This is a genomic window from Acidovorax sp. 210-6, assembly GCF_010020825.1.
Classification (GTDB): Bacteria; Pseudomonadota; Gammaproteobacteria; order Burkholderiales; family Burkholderiaceae_C; genus Simplicispira; species Simplicispira sedimenti.
This window is the reverse complement of sequence record NZ_JAACJE010000001.1, coordinates 351,008-372,901: the sequence shown is the minus strand read 5'-3', so window position 1 is coordinate 372,901 and position 21,894 is coordinate 351,008. Positions and strand designations below refer to the sequence as shown.

At 63.1% G+C, this 21,894-nt stretch carries 27 protein-coding genes; 3 read left to right on the top strand and 24 right to left on the bottom strand.

Annotated elements, in window-relative coordinates:
* Positions 1-3 precede the first annotated feature (3 nt).
* The 20 genes from rpsM to GWK50_RS01645 form a co-directional block, all read right to left on the bottom strand.
* A complete protein-coding gene (gene rpsM, locus GWK50_RS01740) occupies positions 4-369 on the bottom strand; it encodes a 30S ribosomal protein S13 (protein WP_162015008.1) in 366 nt (121 codons plus the stop codon).
* A gap of 24 nt (positions 370-393) precedes the next feature.
* The gene (rpmJ, locus tag GWK50_RS01735) at positions 394-507 is read right to left on the bottom strand and encodes a 50S ribosomal protein L36 (protein WP_005793651.1); all 114 of its coding nucleotides are present in this window, start codon (positions 505-507) and stop codon (positions 394-396) included.
* 140 nt (positions 508-647) lie between these two features.
* Positions 648-1,961: a preprotein translocase subunit SecY gene (secY, locus tag GWK50_RS01730; RefSeq protein WP_162015007.1), complete on the bottom strand. Its 1,314-nt coding sequence runs from the start codon at positions 1,959-1,961 to the stop codon at positions 648-650.
* Positions 1,962-1,977: 16 nt separating this feature from the next.
* Complete coding sequence (gene rplO, locus GWK50_RS01725) at positions 1,978-2,409, bottom strand: 50S ribosomal protein L15 (RefSeq protein ID WP_162017977.1); 432 nt, start codon at positions 2,407-2,409, stop codon at positions 1,978-1,980.
* A gap of 10 nt (positions 2,410-2,419) precedes the next feature.
* Entirely contained in the window at positions 2,420-2,602 is a 183-nt protein-coding gene (rpmD, locus tag GWK50_RS01720) for a 50S ribosomal protein L30 (protein ID WP_162015006.1), read from the bottom strand.
* 13 nt (positions 2,603-2,615) lie between these two features.
* Positions 2,616-3,134 carry a 30S ribosomal protein S5 gene (gene rpsE, locus GWK50_RS01715; RefSeq protein WP_162015005.1) on the bottom strand — a complete coding sequence of 173 codons (519 nt, stop codon included), beginning with the start codon at positions 3,132-3,134 and terminating at the stop codon, positions 2,616-2,618.
* A 17-nt stretch (positions 3,135-3,151) separates the two neighbouring features.
* Positions 3,152-3,517 (bottom strand): 50S ribosomal protein L18, encoded by a 366-nt coding sequence (gene rplR / locus GWK50_RS01710; RefSeq protein WP_162015004.1) that lies wholly within the window; start codon positions 3,515-3,517, stop codon positions 3,152-3,154.
* 11 nt (positions 3,518-3,528) lie between these two features.
* Entirely contained in the window at positions 3,529-4,062 is a 534-nt protein-coding gene (rplF, locus tag GWK50_RS01705) for a 50S ribosomal protein L6 (RefSeq protein ID WP_162015003.1), read from the bottom strand.
* Between the two features lie 24 nt (positions 4,063-4,086).
* Positions 4,087-4,482, bottom strand: coding sequence for a 30S ribosomal protein S8 (rpsH, locus tag GWK50_RS01700; protein WP_162015002.1), 396 nt, complete (start codon positions 4,480-4,482; stop codon positions 4,087-4,089).
* A 20-nt stretch (positions 4,483-4,502) separates the two neighbouring features.
* Entirely contained in the window at positions 4,503-4,808 is a 306-nt protein-coding gene (rpsN, locus tag GWK50_RS01695; RefSeq protein WP_162015001.1) for a 30S ribosomal protein S14, read from the bottom strand.
* A gap of 8 nt (positions 4,809-4,816) precedes the next feature.
* Entirely contained in the window at positions 4,817-5,356 is a 540-nt protein-coding gene (rplE, locus tag GWK50_RS01690; RefSeq protein ID WP_162015000.1) for a 50S ribosomal protein L5, read from the bottom strand.
* 10 nt (positions 5,357-5,366) lie between these two features.
* Positions 5,367-5,687: a 50S ribosomal protein L24 gene (gene rplX / locus GWK50_RS01685; RefSeq protein ID WP_162014999.1), complete on the bottom strand. Its 321-nt coding sequence runs from the start codon at positions 5,685-5,687 to the stop codon at positions 5,367-5,369.
* A 10-nt stretch (positions 5,688-5,697) separates the two neighbouring features.
* Positions 5,698-6,066: a 50S ribosomal protein L14 gene (rplN, locus tag GWK50_RS01680; RefSeq protein ID WP_162014998.1), complete on the bottom strand. Its 369-nt coding sequence runs from the start codon at positions 6,064-6,066 to the stop codon at positions 5,698-5,700.
* 183 nt (positions 6,067-6,249) lie between these two features.
* The gene (locus tag GWK50_RS01675; protein ID WP_162014997.1) at positions 6,250-7,845 is read right to left on the bottom strand and encodes a glycerol-3-phosphate dehydrogenase/oxidase; all 1,596 of its coding nucleotides are present in this window, start codon (positions 7,843-7,845) and stop codon (positions 6,250-6,252) included.
* Between the two features lie 101 nt (positions 7,846-7,946).
* Positions 7,947-9,680 (bottom strand): ABC transporter substrate-binding protein, encoded by a 1,734-nt coding sequence (locus GWK50_RS01670; protein WP_162014996.1) that lies wholly within the window; start codon positions 9,678-9,680, stop codon positions 7,947-7,949.
* A gap of 88 nt (positions 9,681-9,768) precedes the next feature.
* Positions 9,769-10,077: a DUF2160 domain-containing protein gene (locus GWK50_RS01665; protein ID WP_162014995.1), complete on the bottom strand. Its 309-nt coding sequence runs from the start codon at positions 10,075-10,077 to the stop codon at positions 9,769-9,771.
* 13 nt (positions 10,078-10,090) lie between these two features.
* Entirely contained in the window at positions 10,091-10,903 is an 813-nt protein-coding gene (locus GWK50_RS01660; protein WP_162014994.1) for a carbohydrate ABC transporter permease, read from the bottom strand.
* A complete protein-coding gene (locus tag GWK50_RS01655) occupies positions 10,896-11,792 on the bottom strand; it encodes a sugar ABC transporter permease (protein WP_162014993.1) in 897 nt (298 codons plus the stop codon). The genes GWK50_RS01660 and GWK50_RS01655 overlap by 8 nt, the downstream gene beginning before the upstream one ends.
* 148 nt (positions 11,793-11,940) lie before the next feature.
* Positions 11,941-13,017, bottom strand: a complete 1,077-nt coding sequence (locus GWK50_RS01650) for an ABC transporter ATP-binding protein (protein WP_162014992.1) — start codon at positions 13,015-13,017, stop codon at positions 11,941-11,943.
* A gap of 2 nt (positions 13,018-13,019) precedes the next feature.
* Complete coding sequence (locus tag GWK50_RS01645) at positions 13,020-14,099, bottom strand: ABC transporter ATP-binding protein (RefSeq protein ID WP_162014991.1); 1,080 nt, start codon at positions 14,097-14,099, stop codon at positions 13,020-13,022.
* A 183-nt stretch (positions 14,100-14,282) separates the two neighbouring features.
* On the opposite strand from GWK50_RS01645, the gene GWK50_RS01640 reads away from it, so the two are divergent.
* The 3 genes from GWK50_RS01640 to proC all read left to right on the top strand — a co-directional run bounded on the left by GWK50_RS01640 (position 14,283) and on the right by proC (position 17,467).
* The gene (locus GWK50_RS01640) at positions 14,283-15,050 is read left to right on the top strand and encodes a DeoR/GlpR family DNA-binding transcription regulator (RefSeq protein WP_162014990.1); all 768 of its coding nucleotides are present in this window, start codon (positions 14,283-14,285) and stop codon (positions 15,048-15,050) included.
* A 17-nt stretch (positions 15,051-15,067) separates the two neighbouring features.
* A complete protein-coding gene (gene glpK, locus GWK50_RS01635; RefSeq protein WP_162014989.1) occupies positions 15,068-16,561 on the top strand; it encodes a glycerol kinase GlpK in 1,494 nt (497 codons plus the stop codon).
* A gap of 69 nt (positions 16,562-16,630) precedes the next feature.
* Complete coding sequence (gene proC / locus GWK50_RS01630; protein ID WP_162014988.1) at positions 16,631-17,467, top strand: pyrroline-5-carboxylate reductase; 837 nt, start codon at positions 16,631-16,633, stop codon at positions 17,465-17,467.
* A gap of 60 nt (positions 17,468-17,527) precedes the next feature.
* Here the strand turns inward: proC and ubiA are convergent, their stop codons facing one another.
* From ubiA to GWK50_RS01610, 4 genes are all read right to left on the bottom strand, one after another.
* Complete coding sequence (gene ubiA / locus GWK50_RS01625) at positions 17,528-18,397, bottom strand: 4-hydroxybenzoate octaprenyltransferase (protein ID WP_162014987.1); 870 nt, start codon at positions 18,395-18,397, stop codon at positions 17,528-17,530.
* A 103-nt stretch (positions 18,398-18,500) separates the two neighbouring features.
* Positions 18,501-20,024 (bottom strand): CYTH and CHAD domain-containing protein, encoded by a 1,524-nt coding sequence (locus tag GWK50_RS01620; protein WP_162014986.1) that lies wholly within the window; start codon positions 20,022-20,024, stop codon positions 18,501-18,503.
* 16 nt (positions 20,025-20,040) lie between these two features.
* Positions 20,041-20,541, bottom strand: a complete 501-nt coding sequence (locus GWK50_RS01615; protein WP_162014985.1) for a Dps family protein — start codon at positions 20,539-20,541, stop codon at positions 20,041-20,043.
* A gap of 287 nt (positions 20,542-20,828) precedes the next feature.
* The gene (locus tag GWK50_RS01610; protein ID WP_162014984.1) at positions 20,829-21,794 is read right to left on the bottom strand and encodes a LysR substrate-binding domain-containing protein; all 966 of its coding nucleotides are present in this window, start codon (positions 21,792-21,794) and stop codon (positions 20,829-20,831) included.
* Positions 21,795-21,894 lie beyond the last annotated feature (100 nt).

Here is a 21,894-nt window from a genome sequence, read left to right as displayed (position 1 = left end):
TCTTTATTTCTTCAGAGCAGCAGCACCCTTGCGCGGGCCCTTGCGGGTGCGGGCGTTGGTGCGCGTGCGCTGTCCGCGCACCGGCAGACCACGACGATGACGGAAACCACGGTAGCAACCGATGTCCATCAGTCGCTTAATGTTCATGGTGGTTTCGCGGCGCAGGTCACCTTCAATGGTGAACTGAGCGATCTGGTCGCGGATTTTTTCGAGATCGCCGTCCGTCAGATCCTTGACCTTTTTCGAATATGCGATGTCGCAAGCTTCGCAGATCTTGCGTGCGCGGGTGCGACCGATGCCATAGATAGCGGTCAGACCGATCTCAGCGTGCTGATGCGGCGGAATATTGATACCAGCGATACGTGCCATTTGCGTCCTCTAATACTTTCCTGATCAACCTTGACGCTGCTTGTGACGCAGGTCCGTGCAGATCACGCGCACCACACCCTTGCGGCGGATGATCTTGCAGTTGCGGCAGATTTTTTTGACCGAAGCCGAAACTCTCATTTCATTCTCCTAAAACCAGATCTAGCGCTCGGGCAAGCTCTGCCTGAAACACTTTGACCCATTGATTACTGGGCCTAAACCAACTTGCACTGGTGATTGCCAAGTGCTCCAAACCACTCCGTCATTGCTGAGTGGACCCCTCACAAGCCACCAGGCTTGAAGTTTGCCTTCTTCAGCAAGGACTCATATTGCTGGGACATCATGTAGTTCTGTACCTGCGCCATGAAATCCATGGTCACCACCACCAAGATCAGCAGCGACGTACCACCGAAATAGAACGGCACGTTGTACTTGATGATCAAGAACTCGGGCAGAAGACAGACCAGGGTGATATAGATCGCACCAATCAGGGTCAGCCGGAGCAGGATTCTATCAATGTACTTGGCCGTCTGATCGCCTGGCCGAATGCCTGGGATGAATGCACCGCTCTTCTTCAGGTTGTCTGCAGTCTCCCGGCTGTTGAAAACCAGCGCCGTATAGAAAAAGCAGAAGAAGATGATGGCAGCCGCATAGAACATCACATACACCGGCTGTCCTGGCGTCAGTGCCCCGGAAATATCCTTGAGCCAGCGCATCGAGTCACCGGAACTGAACCAGTTCACCACCGTGGCGGGCAACAGAATGATGGACGAGGCAAAGATCGGAGGAATCACACCAGCCATGTTCAACTTCAGGGGCAGGTGAGACGACTGTCCACCATACACCTTGTTGCCTACCTGGCGTCTGGCGTAATTCACCAGAATCTTGCGCTGACCACGCTCCACGAACACCACGAAGTAGGTCACCAAACCCACCAGGAGCACGATGAAGATGGATGCAACGATGCTCATGGCACCCGTGCGCACCAACTCCAGCAAACCACCGATTGCACTGGGAAGTCCGGCAGCAATACCTGCAAAAATCAGGATAGAGATACCGTTACCCAAACCGCGCTCAGTGATCTGCTCGCCGAGCCACATCAGGAACATGGTGCCCGCAGTCAGACTGACTACGGTCGTCAGACGGAAACCAAAACCAGGCGACAACACCAAACCAGCCGTGCTTTCCAGCGCCACTGCAATTCCCAGCGACTGGAAGATGGCCAAGCCCAGGGTGCCGTAACGGGTGTACTGGGTGATCTTGCGACGTCCTGCCTCACCCTCTTTTTTCAATTGCTCGAAGGTGGGAACAGCATAGGTCATCAATTGAATGATGATCGATGCCGAGATGTACGGCATGATCCCCAGCGCAAACACGGTAAACCGCGAAAGCGCACCACCAGAGAACATGTTGAACAGGTTCAAAATGCCCTGCTGGCCACTGAACAGCTGTTTCAGCTGTTCAGGATCGATGCCCGGCACAGGGATATGCGCCCCGATGCGATAGACGACCAGTGCCAGCAGCAAAAAGACCAGTCGGCGACGCAGGTCGCCGTACTTGCCCGTTTTTGCAATGGAGGCTGCGCTCGTTGCCACGGATTGCTACCCCAAATCAGGCCAGAGAACCGCCGGCCGCCTCAATGGCTGCCTTGGCTCCCGCAGTGGCACCGATGCCACTGAGCTTGACCGGTGTCGAGATCGTGCCCGTCTTGATGACTTTCACGGTCTTCGCGAGTTGGCCAACCAGACCGGCTTGCTTGAGAGCCAGCAGATCCACTTCCGGCAGACCCAGCTTGGACAAGTCTGCCAGCGTCACTTCTGCGTTGTAACGCAGAGACTGCGACTTGAAGCCGCGCTTGGGCAGACGGCGCTGCAAAGGCATTTGACCGCCTTCGAAACCCACCTTGTGATAACCGCCAGCGCGGGATTTCTGGCCCTTGTGACCGCGACCTGCGGTCTTGCCCAGACCCGAGCCGATACCGCGACCGACGCGACGCTTCGCGTGCTTGGCACCTTCTGCAGGCTTGATGCTATTGAGTTCCATCATGAACCTTTCAGAGGATCTTGACCAGGTAGCTGATCTTGTTGATCATGCCGCGCACCGCAGGGGTATCCTGCAGTTCGCTGGTACTGTTGAGCTTGCGCAGACCCAGACCACGCACAGTGGCACGGTGGGACTCTTTGGTACCGATGGGGCTGCGAACCAGTTGGACCTTGATGGTTTGTTGTGTAGACATCTAGGTTCTCCTGTCAGGCAAAAAGGTCTTCGACCGACTTGCCGCGCTTGGCTGCCACTTCTGCTGCCGTGGTGGACTTGGTCAACGCGTCAAAAGTGGCGCGAACCATGTTGTAGGGATTCGACGAGCCATGGCTCTTTGCCACGATGTCGGTCATACCCATCACTTCGAACACGGCGCGCATGGGGCCACCAGCGATGATGCCGGTACCCTTGGGGGCAGGCGCCATCATCACCGAGGCTGCACCGTGGCTTCCAGTCACTTGGTGGTGGATCGTGCCGTTCTTCAGCGACACCTTGACCATGTTACGACGCGCTTCTTCCATCGCCTTCTGCACGGCTGCAGGCACTTCCTTGGATTTGCCCTTGCCCATGCCCACGCGACCATCGCCATCACCAACAACCGTCAGTGCAGCGAAACCAAGAATGCGACCGCCCTTGACGACTTTGGTGACGCGGTTGACCGCAATCATCTTTTCGCGCAAGCCGTCATCGCGACCTTCGTCTTGCACTCGGGGTTGAAATTTAGCCATTTTGTATTCCGATCCGCTTAGAACTGCAGGCCTGCTTCGCGGGCAGCGTCGGCCAAAGCCTTGACGCGGCCGTGGTAGGCGAAGCCCGCACGGTCAAATGCCACCTTCTCGACGCCTGCTGCCTTGGCCTTCTCGGCAATACGCTTGCCAATGACCTGGGCTGCAGCCGTGTTGCCACCCTTGCCCGAACCACCCAAGGAGGAGCGGATTTCGGCTTCGGCGGTGGAAGCACTGGCCAGCACCTTGCTGCCGTCGCCAGAGATGACTGCAGCGTAGATATGAAGATTCGTGCGATTGACCGTCAGACGCGCCACGCCCTGCTGCGCAATGCGGATGCGTGTCTGGCGTGCACGGCGGAGACGCTGCTCTTTTTTGTTCAGCATGTTGCAGCTCCTTACTTCTTCTTGGTCTCTTTGATCGTGATCTTTTCATCCGCATAGCGAATGCCCTTGCCCTTGTAAGGCTCGGGAGGACGGATCGCGCGAATCTCGGCGGCCACTTGGCCCACGCGCTGGCGATCGGCACCCTTGATCAGGATTTCTGTTGGCGTCGGAGTGGCAACGGTGATGCCGGCGGGCATTTCAATGTTGACGGGATGGGAAAAACCCACTGCCAAATTGAGCTTGTTACCTGCAGCGGAGGCCTTGTAACCCACACCCACCAGGCTGAGCTTCTTTTCGAAACCCTTGCTCACACCCACCACCATGTTGTTCACCAACTGGCGGAACGTGCCACTCATGGCATCGGCTTCGCGCGATTCATTGATCGGCGCGAAAGTCAGCTTGCCTTCACTGTTGGACACCTTGACCAGCACGTTCTGCGCCAGCGACAAGGTGCCGCCAGAACCCTTCACAGAGATCTGGTCTTCTTTGATGGACACATCCACACCTGCGGGGATGGCCACTGGTTGCTTACCTACTCGGGACATTTCAGTTTTCCTCCATGCCTCGTGTTAGGCCACGTAGCAAAGCACTTCGCCACCAACACCGGTTGCGCGCGCCTTACGATCAGTCATCACGCCCTTCGGGGTGGTCACAATGGCCACACCCAGACCGTTCATGACTTGCGGAATCGAGTCATGGCCCTTGTACACACGCAGGCCAGGACGGCTCACGCGCTCAATACGCTCAATGACCGGACGGCCAGCGTAATACTTCAGGGCAATTTCAATTTCAGACTTGCCACCTTCGGTCTTCACCTGGAAGCCGTCGATGTAACCCTCGTCCTTCAACACTTGGGCGATGGCCACCTTCACTTTGGAAGAGGGCACCGACACTGTGGCCTTGGACACCATCTGCGCGTTGCGGATGCGGGTCAGCAGGTCAGCGATGGGATCACTCATGCTCATGTTCAATCTCTCCTGACTGCTTACCAGCTGGCCTTGGTGACACCGGGGATGTCACCGGCAAACGCCAGTTCACGGATCTTGGCGCGACCCAGGCCGAACTGGCGGAACGTGCCGCGCGGACGACCGGTGATCTCGCAACGGTTGCGTTGGCGCGTGGGATTGGAGTTGCGCGGGAGTTTTTGCAGACCCAGACGGGCTGCCTCACGCTCCTCATCGGTGCGCTTTGCATCGGATGCTGCGGCCTTGAGTTCAGCGTATTTCGCTGCATACTTTGCCGCCAGTTTTGCGCGCTTGAGTTCGCGCTGGATCAGAGCTGCTTTTGCCATACGCCGCCTCAGTTCTTGAACGGGAAACGGAAGCCGGCGAGCAGTGCCTTGCACTCGTCGTCGGTCTTGGCCGTCGTGGTGATGCTGATGTTGAGACCACGCAGTGCATCAACCTTGTCGTACTCGATCTCAGGGAAAATGATCTGTTCCTTGACACCGATGTTGTAGTTGCCACGGCCGTCGAATGCGCGACCAGACACGCCACGGAAGTCACGCACACGGGGCAGAGCCACGGTGACGAAACGATCCAGGAATTCATACATGCGCACACCGCGCAGGGTCACCATGCAACCGATGGCCTGGCCTTCGCGGATCTTGAAACCAGCGATAGCCTTCTTGGCCTTGGTCACCACAGGCTTCTGACCAGCGATCTTGGTCAGGTCCGCCACTGCGTTGTCCATGACCTTCTTGTCAGCGACAGCCTCGCTCACACCCATGTTGAGCGTGATCTTGGTCAGGCGGGGCACCTGCATGGGCGAGGTGTAACCGAACTGCTTCATCAGTTCGGGTGCGACTTTTTCGCGGTAATGTTGTTGGAGTCGTGCCATTTCTTACCCCTTAGGCCGTCTTGATTTCAGCACCGCTGGACTTGAACACGCGCACGCGCGAACCGTCAGCCTGCAGCTTGATACCCACGCGGTCTGCCTTGCCCGTTGCGGCGTTGTAGATCGCCACGTTCGACTGGTGAATCGGCATGGCTTTTTCCACGATGCCGCCGGTCGTACCCTTCATGGGGTTGGGCTTGACGTGCTTCTTGACCAGGTTGATGCCCTCCACCACCAGATGGGAGTCATCCTTGCGCAGCGTGACGGTGCCACGCTTGCCTTTGTCGCGCCCAGTCAGCACGATCACTTCATCGCCCTTGCGAATCTTGTTCATGGCGCGTCCTTTAGAGAACTTCAGGAGCCAGGGACACGATCTTCATGAAGCGCTCGCTACGCAATTCACGCGTCACGGGGCCGAAGATGCGGGTGCCAATGGGCTCCAGCTTGTTGTTGAGCAGCACTGCCGCATTGCCGTCGAACTTGACGAGCGAACCGTCGCCACGGCGAATGCCCTTGGCGGTACGAACCACCACGGCACTGTAAATTTCGCCTTTTTTGACGCGACCACGAGGAGCAGCCTCTTTGATGCTGACCTTGATGATGTCACCCACGCTGGCATAGCGACGCTTGGAACCACCCAGCACCTTGATGCACAGGACGGACTTCGCGCCGGTATTGTCGGCAACGTCTAACCGAGTTTCTGTCTGGATCATTTCAATATTCCCAACTTGCACCGGTGAGGCCAAGCGCCGCTTTGCGACACCCACCCACCAGTCAGTCTTGGGCCCGTCGTCCACCCTGCAAACCATTTGCAGGGCTTTTCATGGGCAGAAATTTCGCCTTTTTCTCAGCGAAGCCTGGCATTGTGGCAGAGTCCGCCAGAGGTGTCAACACCTTTATGCGCCAGGAAGGGCGACATAGCGCTCCGTCAACCGAAGGAAGGCTTCCAGGCCAGGGTCCACACCCGTTTCCTCCTGAAGAATGCGTGCCACGTCTGGGGCGGCGGCGGCGGCCTGCCGCGCATCTAGAAACAAAACCCGCCTGCGGCGCGCAAGCACGTCCTCCACCGTCCGTGCGTATTCAAACCGTGCGGCAAAACGCACCATGGCCTCTACCACCTCCCCACCGAGCGACGCCGCTGCACCGGGCAAATCCCGGACAAACGCTTCTTCGCTGCCGTAGGAATGCCACCCTTGCGGGTCACACATGCGGTGCTGCACGGGGCCGCTCGGAGTACCCACCAAGGGCAAGCGCACGGTGCCGCCGGCAGGACGCCCAGGCAACAGGCCCTTTTCGAAGCACTTGTCCAGCACATCCTCGGCCATGGCCCGGTAGGTTGTCCACTTGCCTCCGGTGACCGTGACCAAGCCACTGCGGCTGACCAGCACGGTGTGCTCGCGGCTCAGGCTCTTGGTGTTGTTGCCATCATCGTCTTCAGGTTTCACCAAGGGACGCAGGCCCACCCAGATGCTGCGGATGTCGGATGGCCTTGGAGCCCGCCGCAGGTAGCGCGCCGACTCACCCAATATGAACTGCAGCTCCTGCGCAAAAGGCTCAGGCTCACGGTCAAGGTCATTGCGCGGACTGTCGGTAGTTCCGAGGATGACCTTGCCCAACCACGGAACGGCAAACAGCACCCGTCCGTCGGCAGTCTTTGGAACCATCAGCGCATGATCGCTGGGCAGAAATTCCCGATCCACCACCACATGCACCCCCTGGCTGGGTGCCACGATGGGACGGACTGGGCGATGCGTGGCCTCGCTGTCTTGCTGGCGCAGGGCATCGACCCACACACCGGTAGCGTTGACCACACAGCGGGCACGGATCTTGTACGCCTTCCCGGTTTCAGTGTCTTCACACAGCACACCGCTGACCTTGCCCGCATCGTGCACCAGCGAACGCGCGGCGCAATAGTTGACCAACAACGCCCCATGGCGAGCGGCCGTGCGCGCCAACGCCAAGGCCAAACGGGCGTCATCGAACTGACCGTCCCAGTACTTGACACCGCCTTTGAGCCCATCAGGCCGCGCCGTGGGCAGACATTGCAGGGTGCGCTGCACCCCAAGAAATTCGGTTGCGCCCAGCCCGGCGCTGCCGGCCAGGGCGTCGTACATCTTCAGTCCCACCCCGTAAAACGGGGACTCCCAACACCGGTACGAGGGCATCACAAACGCCAAAGGCTGCGCCAGGTGGGGGGCATTGCGCAACAAGGTGGTGCGCTCGTGCAAGGCTTCGCGCACCAGCGCAATGTTCCCCTGCGCAAGATAGCGCACCCCACCATGCACCAGCTTGGTGGCGCGGGAAGAAGTGCCCTTGGCAAAGTCATGCGACTCCACCAGCACCACACTGAACCCACGCACCGCGGCATCCAGCGCCACGCCCAAACCCGTGGCGCCGCCACCAATGACTGCCAGATCGTAGGTGCGCTCCTCCTCCAGCCGCGCCAAGAGATCGGCACGCGAAGTGTTCAGGGGGGTGTGGTCTTGCGTCATGGAAAAAACCGTATTGCGCCTGGATGCCGTTGTGGGACTTTGCACATCAACCCGCAGGCGGCAGAGGTCTGGCCGAAGCCGCCCCTGCCGCCGTGCTGGTATCAGCGCACCTTGCCGTCCTTCCAGGCCTGGAGCAAGGTGTTGTAGTTGATGGTTTCACCCTTGGGCTTTTCGTTGGCCAGCTTGGCCCACGGCGCTTGCTTGTCGCTCAGCCACTTCTTGGGGTCTTCCTTCTTGTTGAGCTTGGGCGCGCAGCGCTCCATGCCCGCACGCTCCAGGCGTGCCATCACCTGATCCATTTCGTCGGCCAGCGTGTCCATGGCGCCTTGCGGGGTCTTTTCGCCTGTGACCGCCTGCGCGACGTTCTTCCACCACAACTGGGCCAGCTTGGGATAGTCGGGCACATTGGTACCGGTAGGCGACCAGGCCACACGCGCAGGGCTGCGGTAGAACTCGACCAGGCCGCCCAGCTTGGGCGCCATGTCGGTCATGGCCTTGCTCTGGATGTCCGATTCGCGGATCGGAGTCAGACCAACGACCGTCTTCTTCAGAGAGGTCGTTTTCGCAGTCACGAACTGGGCGTACAGCCAGGCAGCCGCAGTGCGGTTGGCATCATGGTCCTTGAAGAAGGTCCAGCTACCCACGTCCTGATAGCCGTTCTGCATACCTTGCTTCCAATAGGGGCCATTGGGGCCAGGGGCCATGCGCCACTTGGGTGTGCCATCGGCATTTACCACAGGCAAACCGGGCTTGGTCATGTCGGCCGTGAAAGCGGTGTACCAGAAAATCTGCTGCGCAATCTGGCCCTGCGCAGGCACGGGCCCGGCTTCGCCAAAGGTCATGCCCGTGGCTTCCTTGGGCGCGTACTTTTTCATCCAGTCCACATACTTGGTCAGTGCATAGACGGCTGCAGGGGAGTTGGTCGCGCCGCCGCGGGCCACCGAAGCACCCACGGGGGTGCACTTGTCGTCGGCCACGCGGATACCCCATTCATCGATCGGCAGGCCGTTGGGTGCGCCGATGTCGGCCGTACCCGCCATCGACAGCCAGGCATCGGTGAAACGCCAGCCCAGGGACGGGTCCTTCTTGCCGTAGTCCATGTGGCCGTAGATAGGCTTGCCGTCGATGGTCTTCACGTCGTTGGTGAAGAACTCGGCGATGTCCTCGTAGGCAGACCAGTTCAGCGGTACGCCCAGGTCGTAGCCGTACTTGGCCTTGAACTTGTCCTTGATGTCTTTGCGCTCGAACAGGTCGGCGCGGAACCAGTACAGGTTGGCGAACTGCTGATCGGGCAGTTGATAAAGCTTGCCATCGGGCCCAGTGGTGAACTTGGTGCCGATGTAGTCTTTGATGTCGATACCGGGGTTGGTGAACTCCTTGCCTGCGCCAGACATGTAGTCGGTCAGGTTCATGATCTTGCCGTAGCGGTAATGCGTCCCGATCAGGTCCGAATCCGAAATCCAGCCGTCGTAGATGGATTTGCCCGATTGCATGGACGTCTGCAGTTTCTCAACCACGTCACCTTCCTGGATCAGGTCGTGCTTGACCTTGATGCCCGTGATTTCCTCGAAGGCCTTGGCCAGCGTCTTGGACTCATATTCATGGGTGGTGATGGTTTCGGACACCACCGAGATTTCCTTCACGCCCTTGGCCTGCAGTTTCTTGGCAGCGTCAATAAACCACTTCATTTCCGCCATCTGCTGATCCTTGCTCAGCGTCGAGGGCTGGAACTCGCTGTCGATCCACTTCTTCGCCTCGGCCTCCCCCGCCCAGGCCGCCTGGCCCAGGACCAGCGCCGTTGCGGCAAACGCCACGGCCTTCAATTGCACTTTCATTACTTGTCTCCTGAATGGGACTCCCCGTTGACAACCATGAACCCCGGCCACGGGGGAGGTTCGGGCCGGCATTCCACGAAAAACGGACTCAGCCTTTGCGCAGAATGAACCCCAGCACCAGCATGGACAGCACAAAGCTGATCCACACGGTGGGCTCCGCCTCCAGCGAGAACCACTGCACCATCTTTTCGCCCAACCCCACCCAGACCAGGTTGATGTAGGCGGCGGTCAAAAGACCAATGAAAAGCCGGTCACCACGCGTCGTGGCAATGGGCAGAAAACCCTTGCGCTCGGTCGTAGGACACTTGATTTCCCACACCGTCATGCCGATGAGCATGAGCACGATGCAGGTGAAGAAAACGGCCACCGGCGTGGTCCAGGCCATCCACTCGAACATGGCGACTCCTTGATCAAACCCGGCCCATCGCAAAACCTTTTGCGATGTAGTGGCGCACAAACCAGATGACGATGGCCCCCGGCACGATGGTAAGCACCCCGGCTGCGGCCAGCGTGGCCCAATCCATGCCGCTTGCGCTCACCGTGCGGGTCATCGTCGCAACGATGGGCTTGGCGTTCACGCTGGTCAGCGTGCGGGCCAGCAACAACTCCACCCAACTGAACATGAAGCAAAAGAACGCCGCCACACCCACACCCGCCTTGATGAGTGGCAGGAAGATGGTGAGGAAAAAGCGCGGGAAGCTGTATCCATCGATGTAGGCTGTCTCGTCGATCTCGCGCGGGATACCGCTCATGAAACCTTCCAGAATCCACACCGCCAGCGGCACGTTGAACAGCAAGTGCGCCAACGCCACGGCGATGTGCGTGTCCATCAGCCCCACCGTGGTGTAAAGCTGGAAGAACGGCAGCAGGAAAACGGCCGGCGGCGTCATGCGGTTGGTCAGCAGCCAGAAGAACACATGCTTGTCACCGAGGAACTGATAGCGGCTGAAGGCATAGGCCGCAGGCAGCGCCACCGTGAGCGAGATCACCATGTTGATGGCCACGTAGATCAGGCTGTTGATGTAGCCCGAGTACCAGGACGGATCGGTGAAGATGGTCTTGTAGTTGTCCCAGGTGAAGTGCTGGGGCCAGAACGAGAAGCTCGACAGGATCTCCTCATTGGTCTTGAAGCTCATGTTGACCATCCAATAGATGGGCAGCACGGCAAAGACCAGGTAGGCGATCAGGAACAGCGTGCGCTTCTGGAAGCGGGGTTCAGTCATGGCCGCCCTCCTTGGCGTCAGCGGTACCCATGCGCTGCATCCAGTTGTAGAGGATGAAGCACAGCAGCAGGATGATGAGGAAGTAGATGAGCGAGAACGCTGCCGCAGGACCCAGGTCGAACTGGCCGACCGCCTTTTGCGTGAGGTACTGCGACAGGAACGTGGTGGCATTGCCGGGGCCACCGCCCGTGAGCACAAAGGGCTCCGTGTAGATCATGAAGCTGTCCATGAAGCGCAGCAGCACCGCGATCATCAGCACGCCGCGCATCTTGGGCAGCTGGATGTAGCGGAACACGGCCAGCTTGCTCGCACCATCGATGCGTGCGGCCTGGTAATAGGCGTCAGGAATGGAGCGCAGACCCGCGTAGCAGAGCAGCGCCACCAGCGGCGTCCAATGCCACACATCCATCACAAGCACCGTCACCCAGGCATCGGTCGCATTGCCGGTGTAGTTGTAGTCAACGCCCATCCATTGCAACGCGGCGCCCAGCAAACCGATGTCGGTGCGGCCATAGATCTGCCAGATGGTGCCCACCACGTTCCACGGAATCAGCAACGACAGAGCCACGGTCACGAGCACGGCAGACGCCTTCCAGCCCTGCGCCGGCATGGACAGCGCCAGCAGAATGCCCAACGGAATTTCCACCAGCAGCACCGCCAACGAAAAAGTGAGCTGACGCCACAGGGCTGAATGCAGATCTTCGTCCCGCATCACGGCGGCAAACCACTCGGTGCCCACGAACACGCGGCGCTCGGGCGAGATGATGTCCTGCACCGAATAGTTGACCACCGTCATCAGCGGCACGATGGCCGAAAACGCCACGCACAACAGCACCGGCAGGATCAGGAACCAGGCTTTCTGATTCACCGGTTTGGTAGTTCCGCTCATGCCTGCTCTCCACGGCACTGTGCATTCCACGCGGCGGATGCAACTGGCGCAGCGTGATCGGCGGGATGCCCAGCAAGGGCCGCCCCGCAGCAAAGGGCGTCGTCCCCCTTCCAGGGGGAAGCCGCGCAGCGGCTCAGGGGGTAGTGTTTCATGGCAACAGCTCCTCGTTCTGATAGAAGCAGGTGTGCTCACCCAGCACCTGCAGCCACACCGCATCGCCAGGCGACGGCAGGCGTTGCTCGGGCGCGAAGCGCGCGCGCAACAGGTGTTCACCCACCTTCGCGGTCAGCATGAAATAGGTGCCGATGTCCTGCACGCGCTGCACGGAGCAGTGCAGCGCACCGGCCTGCCCCGGCTGGGCCAGCGCCAGGTATTCCGGCCGCACACCCACCTGCAAGGCGCCTTGGGGCAGGTGGCGCGGCACCGGCAGTTCCAGCGCAAGGTCGGCCACCCGCAGCTGGGCACCATCCACCTGCGCGGGCAGGAAATTCATCCCTGGCGAACCGATGAAGTGCCCCACAAACACATGCTGCGGGCGCTCGAACAACGCGTCGGGCGTGCCCAGCTGCATGACCTTGCCGCGGCTCATTACCACCACCTGATCGGCAAAGGTGAGCGCTTCCACCTGGTCGTGCGTCACGTAGATCAGCGTGAGCTTGAGCTCATGGTGGATCTGCTTGAGCTTGCGGCGCAATTGCCATTTGAGGTGGGGGTCGATGACGGTGAGCGGCTCGTCAAACAACACGGCCGCCACGTCCGAGCGCACCAGGCCGCGGCCCAGCGAGATCTTCTGTTTCTGGTCGGCCGACAGGCCTGCCGCGCGCATGCCCAGCTGGTGGCTCATCTCCAGCATCTCGGCGATCTGGCCCACGCGCTGCTGGATCTGCGCCTCGGGTACCTTGCGGTTCTTGAGCGGGAAGGCCAGGTTCTCGGCCACCGTCATGGTGTCGTAGATCACCGGGAACTGGAACACCTGCGCGATGTTGCGGTCCTGCGGTGTGGCGCGCGTGACATCGCGACCATCGAACAGCACCTTGCCGTGCGAAGGGACGAGCAGGCCCGACATGATGTTGAGCATGGTGGTCTTGCCGCAGCCCGAAGGGCCGAGCAACGCATACGCGCCACCATCCTCAAACTCCATCTTCAGCGGCAGCAGCGCATAGTCGCTGTCCTGCTGCGGGTTGGGCCGGTAGGAATGGGCCAGATCCAGCGTGATGTGCGCCATGGTCAGCAGCCTCCCGTGCGCTGCGGAGCCAGCATCAGCGCGCCGTGGCTGGCAAACACGTAGATCTGCGACGGGTCGAAATACAGTGTCACAGCAGACCCCAGTTCAAAGTAGTGCACGCCCGTGAGTTGTGCCACCACCTCGCCCAGCGGCGTGGCGGCATGCACAAAGGTGTCGGAGCCCGAAATCTCGGCCAGCTCCACCTCACCCTGCAAGGCCACATCGCCGGGGCGCTGGTGCACGCGCAGCGCGCTGGCGCGCAGCCCCACGGTCAGGTCCGGCGCACTGGCGATCGGCAATGGCTGGCGCGGCGCCAGCTCCAGCCCACCCTGCAGGCGCAGGCCCGTGCTCATGGCCACGGCGGGCACCAAGTTGATGGGGGGATCGCTGAAGGCGCGTGCCACACGCAGCGAGCACGGCTCGTGGAACACATCGGCCGTGGGGCCGTATTGCAGCAGCCGCCCCTCGTCCAGCACAGCGGTGTAGCCGCCTAGCAGCAACGCCTCTGCCGGCTCCGTGGTGGCATAGACCACGGTGGATTGGCCCGCCGCAAACAGTTGCGACAACTCCTCGCGCAACTCCTCGCGCAGCTTGTAGTCCAGGTTCACCAGCGGCTCGTCCAGCAGCATCAGCGGCGCTCCCTTGGCCAGCGCACGCGCCAGCGCCACGCGTTGCTGCTGCCCCCCCGACAGTTCGGCCGGCAAACGGTCCAGGAACATGTCGATGTGCAGGCGCTCGGCCAGTTCGCGCACGCGCCCGGCAATGTTCGATTCGCCGCGCAGCTTGAGCGGTGAGGCGATGTTGTCGGCAACGGTGAGCGAGGGATAGTTGATGAACTGCTGATAGACCATGGCCACATTGCGCTCACGCACCGGCATGCCGGTCACATCGCGCCCGTCCACGCGCACCTTGCCGCCCGTGGGCTCGTCCAGCCCGGCCATGATGCGCATCAGGCTGGTCTTGCCCGCCTGGGTGGCGCCCAGCAGCACGGTCACCGCATTGCTGTGCAATGCCATGTCCATGTCGTACAACCAGGTCTGTGCGCCCACTTTCTTGTGGATGCACTCCAAAACCAGCTCCATGTGCTCACCCTTTGCAACAACCCACACTGCCAGGCCCGCTAATTGCGAACCGGTTGCGGCGCGTTGATTTTCGTATTTTTTCATTTTTGTTCTTTTTTGCGCGAATAGACCTAAGGTTAACCCTTAAATTTTTCCTTTTTTTTCGCTTTACAGTATTGCCACCGCTACACCGAGGCCATGAGCGTGAACACCAATCCCCGCCAAATCCTGCTGCTGGAAGAGCTGCGCAACCGCAAATCGGCCACTGTCGAGCAGCTGGCGGAAACCCTGGGCGTGACCTTGCAGACCGTGCGCCGCGATGTGCAGCGCCTGGCCGAGCAAGGGCTGCTCAGCCGTTTCCATGGCGGGGTGCGCCTGCCCAGCTCCACGGTGGAAAACATCGCGCACAACCAGCGTGAAAGCCTGAACTCCGCGGGCAAGGCACGCATTGCCCACGCCGTGGCGCAGGCCGTGCCCAACCACTGTTCGCTGATCCTCAACATCGGCACCACCACCGAGGCCATCGCCAAGGCGCTGCTGCGCCACCAGGGACTGCGCGTCATTACCAACAACCTCAACGTAGCCGCCATCCTGTGCGGCAACCCGGACTGCGAGGTCATCGTGGCCGGGGGCGTGGTGCGCACACGGGACCGCGGCATCGTGGGCGAGGCGGCGGTGGACTTCATCCGCCAATTTCGCGTGGATATCGCCATCATCGGCATCTCGGGCATCGAGGACGACGGCACACTACGTGACTTCGATTACCGCGAGGTGAAGGTGGCGCAGACCATCGTGGAGCACGCGCGCGAGGTCTGGCTTGCCGCCGACCACAGCAAGTTCAACCGCCCGGCCATGGTGCAGCTTGCCTCGCTGGACCAGATCGACCGCCTGTTCACCGACGAAACCCCGCCCGAACCCTTCCCCACCCTGCTGGCCAACGCCGACGTACAGCTGGTGGTGGCTACCGACTGATCTCTCCCGACTCCCCCATGACCTACCTGCTTGCACTCGACCAGGGCACCTCCAGTTCGCGCAGCATCGTGTTCGACGAACTGGGCCACATCGTGTCCCAAGCGCAGCTCGAACTGCCCCAGATCTACCCCCGTCCCGGCTGGGTGGAGCACGATCCACTGGAGATCTGGCGTACCCAGCTCGCCACCGCGCGCGAGGCGCTGGCCCAGGCCGGTATCACGGCCCGCGACGTGCGCGCCGTGGGCATCACCAACCAGCGCGAAACCACCGTTCTGTGGAACCGCAAGACCGGCCAGCCCTTGCACCACGCCATCGTCTGGCAGGACCGGCGCGCCGAGCCCGCCTGCGCACAATTGCGCGAGCAGGGCCATGCCGACACCATCCAGGCCAAGACCGGGCTGCTGGTCGATGCCTATTTTTCAGGCACCAAGCTGCAGTGGATGCTGGACCACGTGCCCGGCGCGCGCGAGGCAGCAGAGCGCGGCGAACTGGCCTTCGGCACGGTGGACAGCTGGCTGATGTGGAAGCTCACCCATGGCGCAGTGCATGTGACCGACGTGAGCAACGCCGCGCGCACCATGCTCTTCAACGTACGCACCAACCAGTGGGACGACGAGCTGCTTGCGCTGCTGCGCATCCCCAAGGCGCTGCTGCCCGAGGTGCTGCCGTCGAGCAGCCATTTCGGCGACATCGCCGCCGATCTGCTGGGCCACCCCATCCGCATCGGCGGCGTGGCGGGCGACCAGCAAAGCGCGCTGTTCGGCCAGGCCTGCTTCAGCGCCGGCATGGCCAAGAACACCTACGGCACGGGCTGCTTCATGCTCATGCACACCGGCCAGACCTTCCAGACCAGCCGCAACGGCCTGCTCACAACCAGCGCTGCACAGCCCGGGCAGCAACCCGAATTCGCGCTCGAAGGCAGCGTGTTTGTCGGCGGCGCCGTGGTGCAGTGGCTGCGCGACGGTCTGCGCGCCATCTCCAGCAGCAGCGAGGTCGAGTCGCTCGCGCTGACCGTGCCCGACTCGGGCGGCGTGATGATGGTGCCCGCCTTCACCGGCCTGGGCGCCCCCTACTGGAAGCCCGACGCGCGCGGCACCATCACCGGCCTCACGCGCGGCACCACGCTGGCGCACATCGCGCGCGCCGCGCTCGAATCCATTGCCTACCAGAGTGCCGCCCTGCTGCTGGCCATGAGCCGCGACGCCGTGGCCGCGGGCGGCCAGCCGGTGAGCGAGCTGCGCGTGGACGGTGGCGCCTGCATCAACGACCTGCTGATGCAGTTCCAGGCCGACCTCCTGGGCATCCCCGTGGTGCGCCCGGCCGTCATCGAGACCACGGCGCTGGGCGCCGCCTACCTGGCCGGACTGTCCAGCGGCGTATACGGCAGCACCGAAGAGCTTTCGCGCCTGTGGCGCGCCGAGCGCCGCTTCGTGCCCACCCTCCCCGCCGCCCGGGCCCAGGAGCTGATGGCGCGCTGGGAACATGCGGTGCGCCAAGCGACGCTCGAATAGGCCGCCCATTCGGGTAGCCCCGTTGGCGCTACCATCGTGGCCCTTGTCGTTGCCACTTCGTACCGCACCATGAGTCCCAGCCCCACATCCTCACAACTCCCCGTGATCGCCTTCATCGGCGGTGGCAACATGGCCAGCGCCATCATCGGTGGGCTGATCCGCCAAGGCCAACCGGCAAGCCAGATCGAGGTGGTGGAGCCCTGGGAAGAGGCCCGCACGGCGCTGCGCAAGAGCTTTGCCATCGAAGCCCTGCCCGCCCCCGGCCCCGCGCTGGCACGCGCGGGCATCGTGGTCTGGGCCGTCAAGCCCCAGACCTTCAAGGACGCCGCCGCGCAGGCGCGCGAGCACACCCAGGGCGCCCTGCACCTGAGCGTGGCCGCCGGCATCCGTTCGGACAGCATTGCCCAGTGGCTGGGCAGCGACTGCATCGTGCGCAGCATGCCCAACACCCCCGCGCTGGTGGGCAAGGGCATGAGCGCGCTGTATGCCCGCGCAGGGGTGAGCAATGCACAGCGCCAGAGCGTGGAAGCCATCATGGCCACCACGGGCGAATATTTGTGGGTGGAGAACGAAAAGCAACTCGATGCCGTGACCGCCCTTTCCGGCTCGGGCCCGGCCTATGTGTTCTATTTCCTGGAAGCCATGACCCGTGCGGGCACGGCCATGGGCCTGAGCCCAGCGCAGGCGCACCAGCTCGCCGTGGGCACGTTTGTGGGCGCCTCCGAACTGGCGCGCCGCTCCGACGAGCCGCCCGAAGTGCTGCGCCAGCGCGTCACCTCCAAGGGCGGCACCACCTACGCGGCCCTGCAGTCACTCGAAAAAGACGGTGTGGGCGCCAGCTTCGAGCGCGCCATGCACGCCGCCGAGCAGCGCGCCCATGCGCTTGGAAACGAGTTCGGGGCTTGAGGTGTTTTTGGCCTCCAGCGATTATCCAATAAGCGCTGGCAGCTATGATTTTTATATCGCTTAGCGCAGGGTGTAGCTGCCCACGATCCCCAGGAACACGGTGAACCCGATCCAATGGTTCTCGCGGAACGCGCGGAAGCACCCCTCGCGCGTGCGCCCCCGGATCAGGTGCCAGTGCCAGGCCACCTGCATCAGCACAGCGGCAAGTGCTACATAAAACAGAGCGCCCAGCGCAAGCGGGGCAAGCGCTACAGCCCAAATCAGCACAAAACCCAGGTAGAACGCCAGGATGGCCGCCACATCGAAGCGGCCCAGGGTGATGGCCGAGGTCTTCATGCCGATCTTCAGGTCGTCGTCGCGGTCCACCATGGCGTATTCGGTGTCGTAGGCCAACACCCACAGCAGGTTGCCCAGCACCAGCCACAGCGCCAGCCAAGGTACCTCGCCGCGCACGGCGGTGAAGGCCATGGGAATGCCCATGCTGAACGCCACACCCAGCACCGCCTGCGGCATGGAAAAGAAGCGCTTGGTGTACGGGTAGAGGATGGTTACCCCCAACGCAGGCAGCGACCAGGCCACCGTGGGCGCGTTGGTGGTCAGCACCAGGACAAAGGCCACCAGCGCCAGCGCCGCGCCCACGCCCAGCGCCTCGCGCACCGACACCGCACCGCTGGTGATGGGGCGCTGGGCCGTGCGCTTGACATGGCGGTCGAAGTCGCGGTCAGCCACGTCGTTGACGCAGCAACCCGCGCTGCGCATGAGGATGGTGCCCAGCGTGAACACCGCCAGCAGGTGCCAGCCGGGGAATCCGTCCGCCGCCACCCACAGGGCGCTGAGCGTGGGCCACAGCAGCAGCAGCCAACCCGCAGGGCGATCCCAGCGGATCAGGTCGAGGTACAGAGCGAAGCGGCTGCGGGGCAAGGTGGTCATGGGCAAGGGAAAAGGGAAGACAGCGCCGCTGGACGCGCGCCCCGGTTTATACCGCCGAATGGCCTGCGGCTTCAGCGGCGCAGGGGCAAAAGACCCCAGCGGCTCAATCCACGGCCTCTTCCGGCAGCACGGTCTGCTCCCAGGCGGCAGCCATGCCGCGCAGGAACGCCACCACCTCGGCCGGTGCCTGCAGACGCGCTGCCAGCAGCGCGGCCATGTGCACATCGCGCAGACGGCCCACCTGTTCCTGGGCTTGCAAGGCCTGGGCGTGCCAGCGCTGGGTGGCGCCCGGCAGCAGGGGCTGCAAGGCTTCGATGGTGTAGCGCAGGCGCTTGGCCAGCAGGCGGGCGCGGTGCAGGCTGGCGGGGTCGCTGGCCTTGCGCTGGGCCTTCTTCCAGCGCTGGTGCAGGCGCTCGGTGCGCTGGCGCGCCCAGCGCCTGGCGGGCCGGGGTGTGGCGGGCGCGGCCTGTGGCAGTGCCGCAATCCATTGCACCAGGCCCAGCAGGGCCTGGCCGGTCATGGGCTCCTGCAGCGCCAGGCGCACCGCCTTGCGCTGCACGGCAGCAGCCTGCTGGAAGGCTTGCGCCGTGCGCTCCCAGTCGGCGGCGCGGGTGGGGGAGCCGTCCACGTAGGCCCCTTGCGCTGCGGGCAAGGTCTGGGTGCAGGCCACGTCCAGATCGCGCAGCTCGCCCAGCAGGCCCAGCAGGGGCGCCAGACCGGGCCATGTGGGCTGCGGCAGTGACAGGTCTGGCAGACACAGCCGCAGCGCCGAGCGCCAGCGACGCCAGCCGACCCGCGCCTGGTGCACCAGCTCGGGATGGTCAGCATCCAGCAGTCCGTGCAGGTTGGTGCAGAACTGGTCAAAGGTTTCACCCAACAGCGCGGCCGCCAGGTCTTGCAGCAGGGGCCGCGCACCCAGCACGGGCGGGCGGGCGCGGCGCGGTGCATCCAGCAGGCCCTGCGCCAAGGCAAATCCGCGCTGCGCCTTGCTGGCCGACAGCGGCAGCACGGGCACGCGCCGCGCGATCTGCGCCGCCAGGCGGAACAGGGCCTCGGGCGGGCCGGCCAGCAGTTCCAGCTCCAGCTCGGCGATGGGCGCACTGCACCCGCCCGCGTGGATGAGGCCTTGGTCCAGTGCCAGCTCGATGACCACGCCACCGCGCTGGTGCAGCGTCCAGCAGGTGCGCTCGAAGTCGGTGGCAAAGCAGGGCTGCAGGGCTGCCAGCAGGGTGCCGTCGGGGTCGAGCCGCCGCCACGGGGGCGCAGCGCGCAGGGCCTTGGGCTGCAATGCGGGGCCGGGCACGGGCGTTTCCCATTCGCCGCGCTGGCTCAGGGCCGACAGCTCGGCATCAGCGGTCTTGAGGGTTTGCAGCCACTGCTCCCCCGCACCAGCGCCCTGCACACGCCGCAGGCGCAGGGCCGCGCGGCGCGCGCGCAGGTCCTGCGCCGGGGTATCGAAATACTGGTTGTGCAGTTGCTGGCGCACCGGCGCCACGCGTGCCAGGGCAGGCACAACAGCCAGCTTGCGCAGCAGGGCCGCACCGCCGCCTGCAGGCAGGGCGAGCTTGAGCTCGATTTCGGCGCCCGCAGCGGGCGCCGCTGCCACCGGGGTGCGGAGGGGGCTCATGCGCGGCCGGGGGGTCTCAGTCTTCCAGCAACGAGCGCAGCATCCAGGCTGTCTGCTCGTGCACGGTCAGGCGCTGGGTCAACAGGTCGGCCGTGGGCTCGTCGCTGGCCTTGTCCACCACCGCGAACAGGCTGCGCGCGGTGCGCGCCACGGCCTCGTGGCCCTCGACCAGGATGCGCACCATGTCCAGCGCCTTGGGCGGCTTGGTGGGCGCGTCGGGCACGCTGGCGAGCTTGCCGAACTCGGCGTAGGAGCCCGGCGCCACATGGCCCAGCGAGCGGATACGCTCGGCGATCGGGTCCACTGCGTTCCACAGCTCGGTGTACTGCGCCATGAACATGGCGTGCAGCGAGTTGAACATGGGCCCGGTCACGTTCCAGTGAAAGTTGTGCGTGGTCAGGTACAGGGTGTAGGTGTCGGCCAGCAGGCGCGACAACCCCTGGGCAATGGCGGCGCGGTCCTTGTCGCTGATGCCGATGTGAATGCTGGGCGCAGTGGTCTTGGGGGCTTTGGCCATGGTTTCTCCTCTGAGGTGGTGGTGCAGAAAAGGCTTGCCACGCAGGCATGGGAACACTGTAGCGCAGGCGCCCTGCGCCCAGTGCCAAAAACCCTGCGCCGGGAGCTGACCCTTCAGTTGTCCATAGCGCATGCGCGCCACCCACAGCGGATGAAACGGGCGCGGCCCAAGCCAGGGCTCCCGCGCAAGGGCCGCCCCGCCGCGCTGGGAGCGTTCCCCCACCCGAATCGCGCAGCGATTCGAGAGAGAGGGGGGAAGGCGCGCAGCGACTCAGGGAGGTGTTGGTATCAAGACAAGCGCGAAACGCCCGGCAGCTCGCAGGCGTAGATGGCATTGCGCAGCGCGGCGATGGCCTCGTAGCGCGTGAAGCTGCGCCGCCATGCCAGCACCACGCGGCGCATGGGCGGCGCACTGCCGTCGGATTCACGGATGGGCAGGTAGCAGATGTGCGGCTCGTCGCTCTTGCGGCGGCGGGCCGTGGATTGCAGCGCGTCACGCGGCACCGCCAGGCGCGGCACGAGGGTCACGCCCATGCCCGCGGCCACCATGTGCTTGATGGTCTCCAGCGACGATCCTTCAAAGGTCTTGCGGATGCCCTCGGCATTGCTGGCAAAGCGCGCAAACTCGGGGCAGACCTCCAGCACGTGGTCGCGAAAGCAATGCCCAGCCCCCAGCAGCAGCATGTTTTCGGCCTTGAGTTCATGGGCCGACACGCTATTGTGCTGCGCCAGCGGGTGAGAGCTGGGCACGGCCGCCATGAAGGGCTCGTCGTACAGCGGGGCAATGGCCAGCCCGGTGTCGGGGAACGGCTCGGCCAGGATGGCGCAATCGATCTCACCGGTGCGCAGCATCTCCAGCAGCTTGACGGTGAAGTTTTCTTGCAGCATCAGCGGCATTTGTGGCGTGCGCTTGATGGCATGGCGCACCAGATCGGGCAGCAGGTAAGGGCCAATGGTGTAGATCACGCCCAGCGTGAGCACGCCCGCCAGCGGGTCCTTGCCGCGCTTGGCAATCTCCTTGATCGCGGCGGCCTGCTCCAGCACGCTTTGCGCCTGGCGCACGATCTCCTCGCCCAGCGACGTCACGCTGACCTCGCTGGCGCTGCGCTCAAAGAGCTTGACGTCGAGTTCTTCTTCCAGCTTCTTGACGGCCACCGACAGCGTGGGCTGCGACACATAGCATGCCTCGGCCGCGCGGCCGAAGTGCTTCTCCCGGGCCACGGCAACGATGTATTTGAGTTCGGTGAGGGTCATGAGGATGACAGTGTAAAGAACCAGGCCTTTCGCGGCCACGCCCGGGCCTGCATGCCCTCACGCGCCAGGGAAAAGCGCGCTTCAAACCATAGGCATCTTC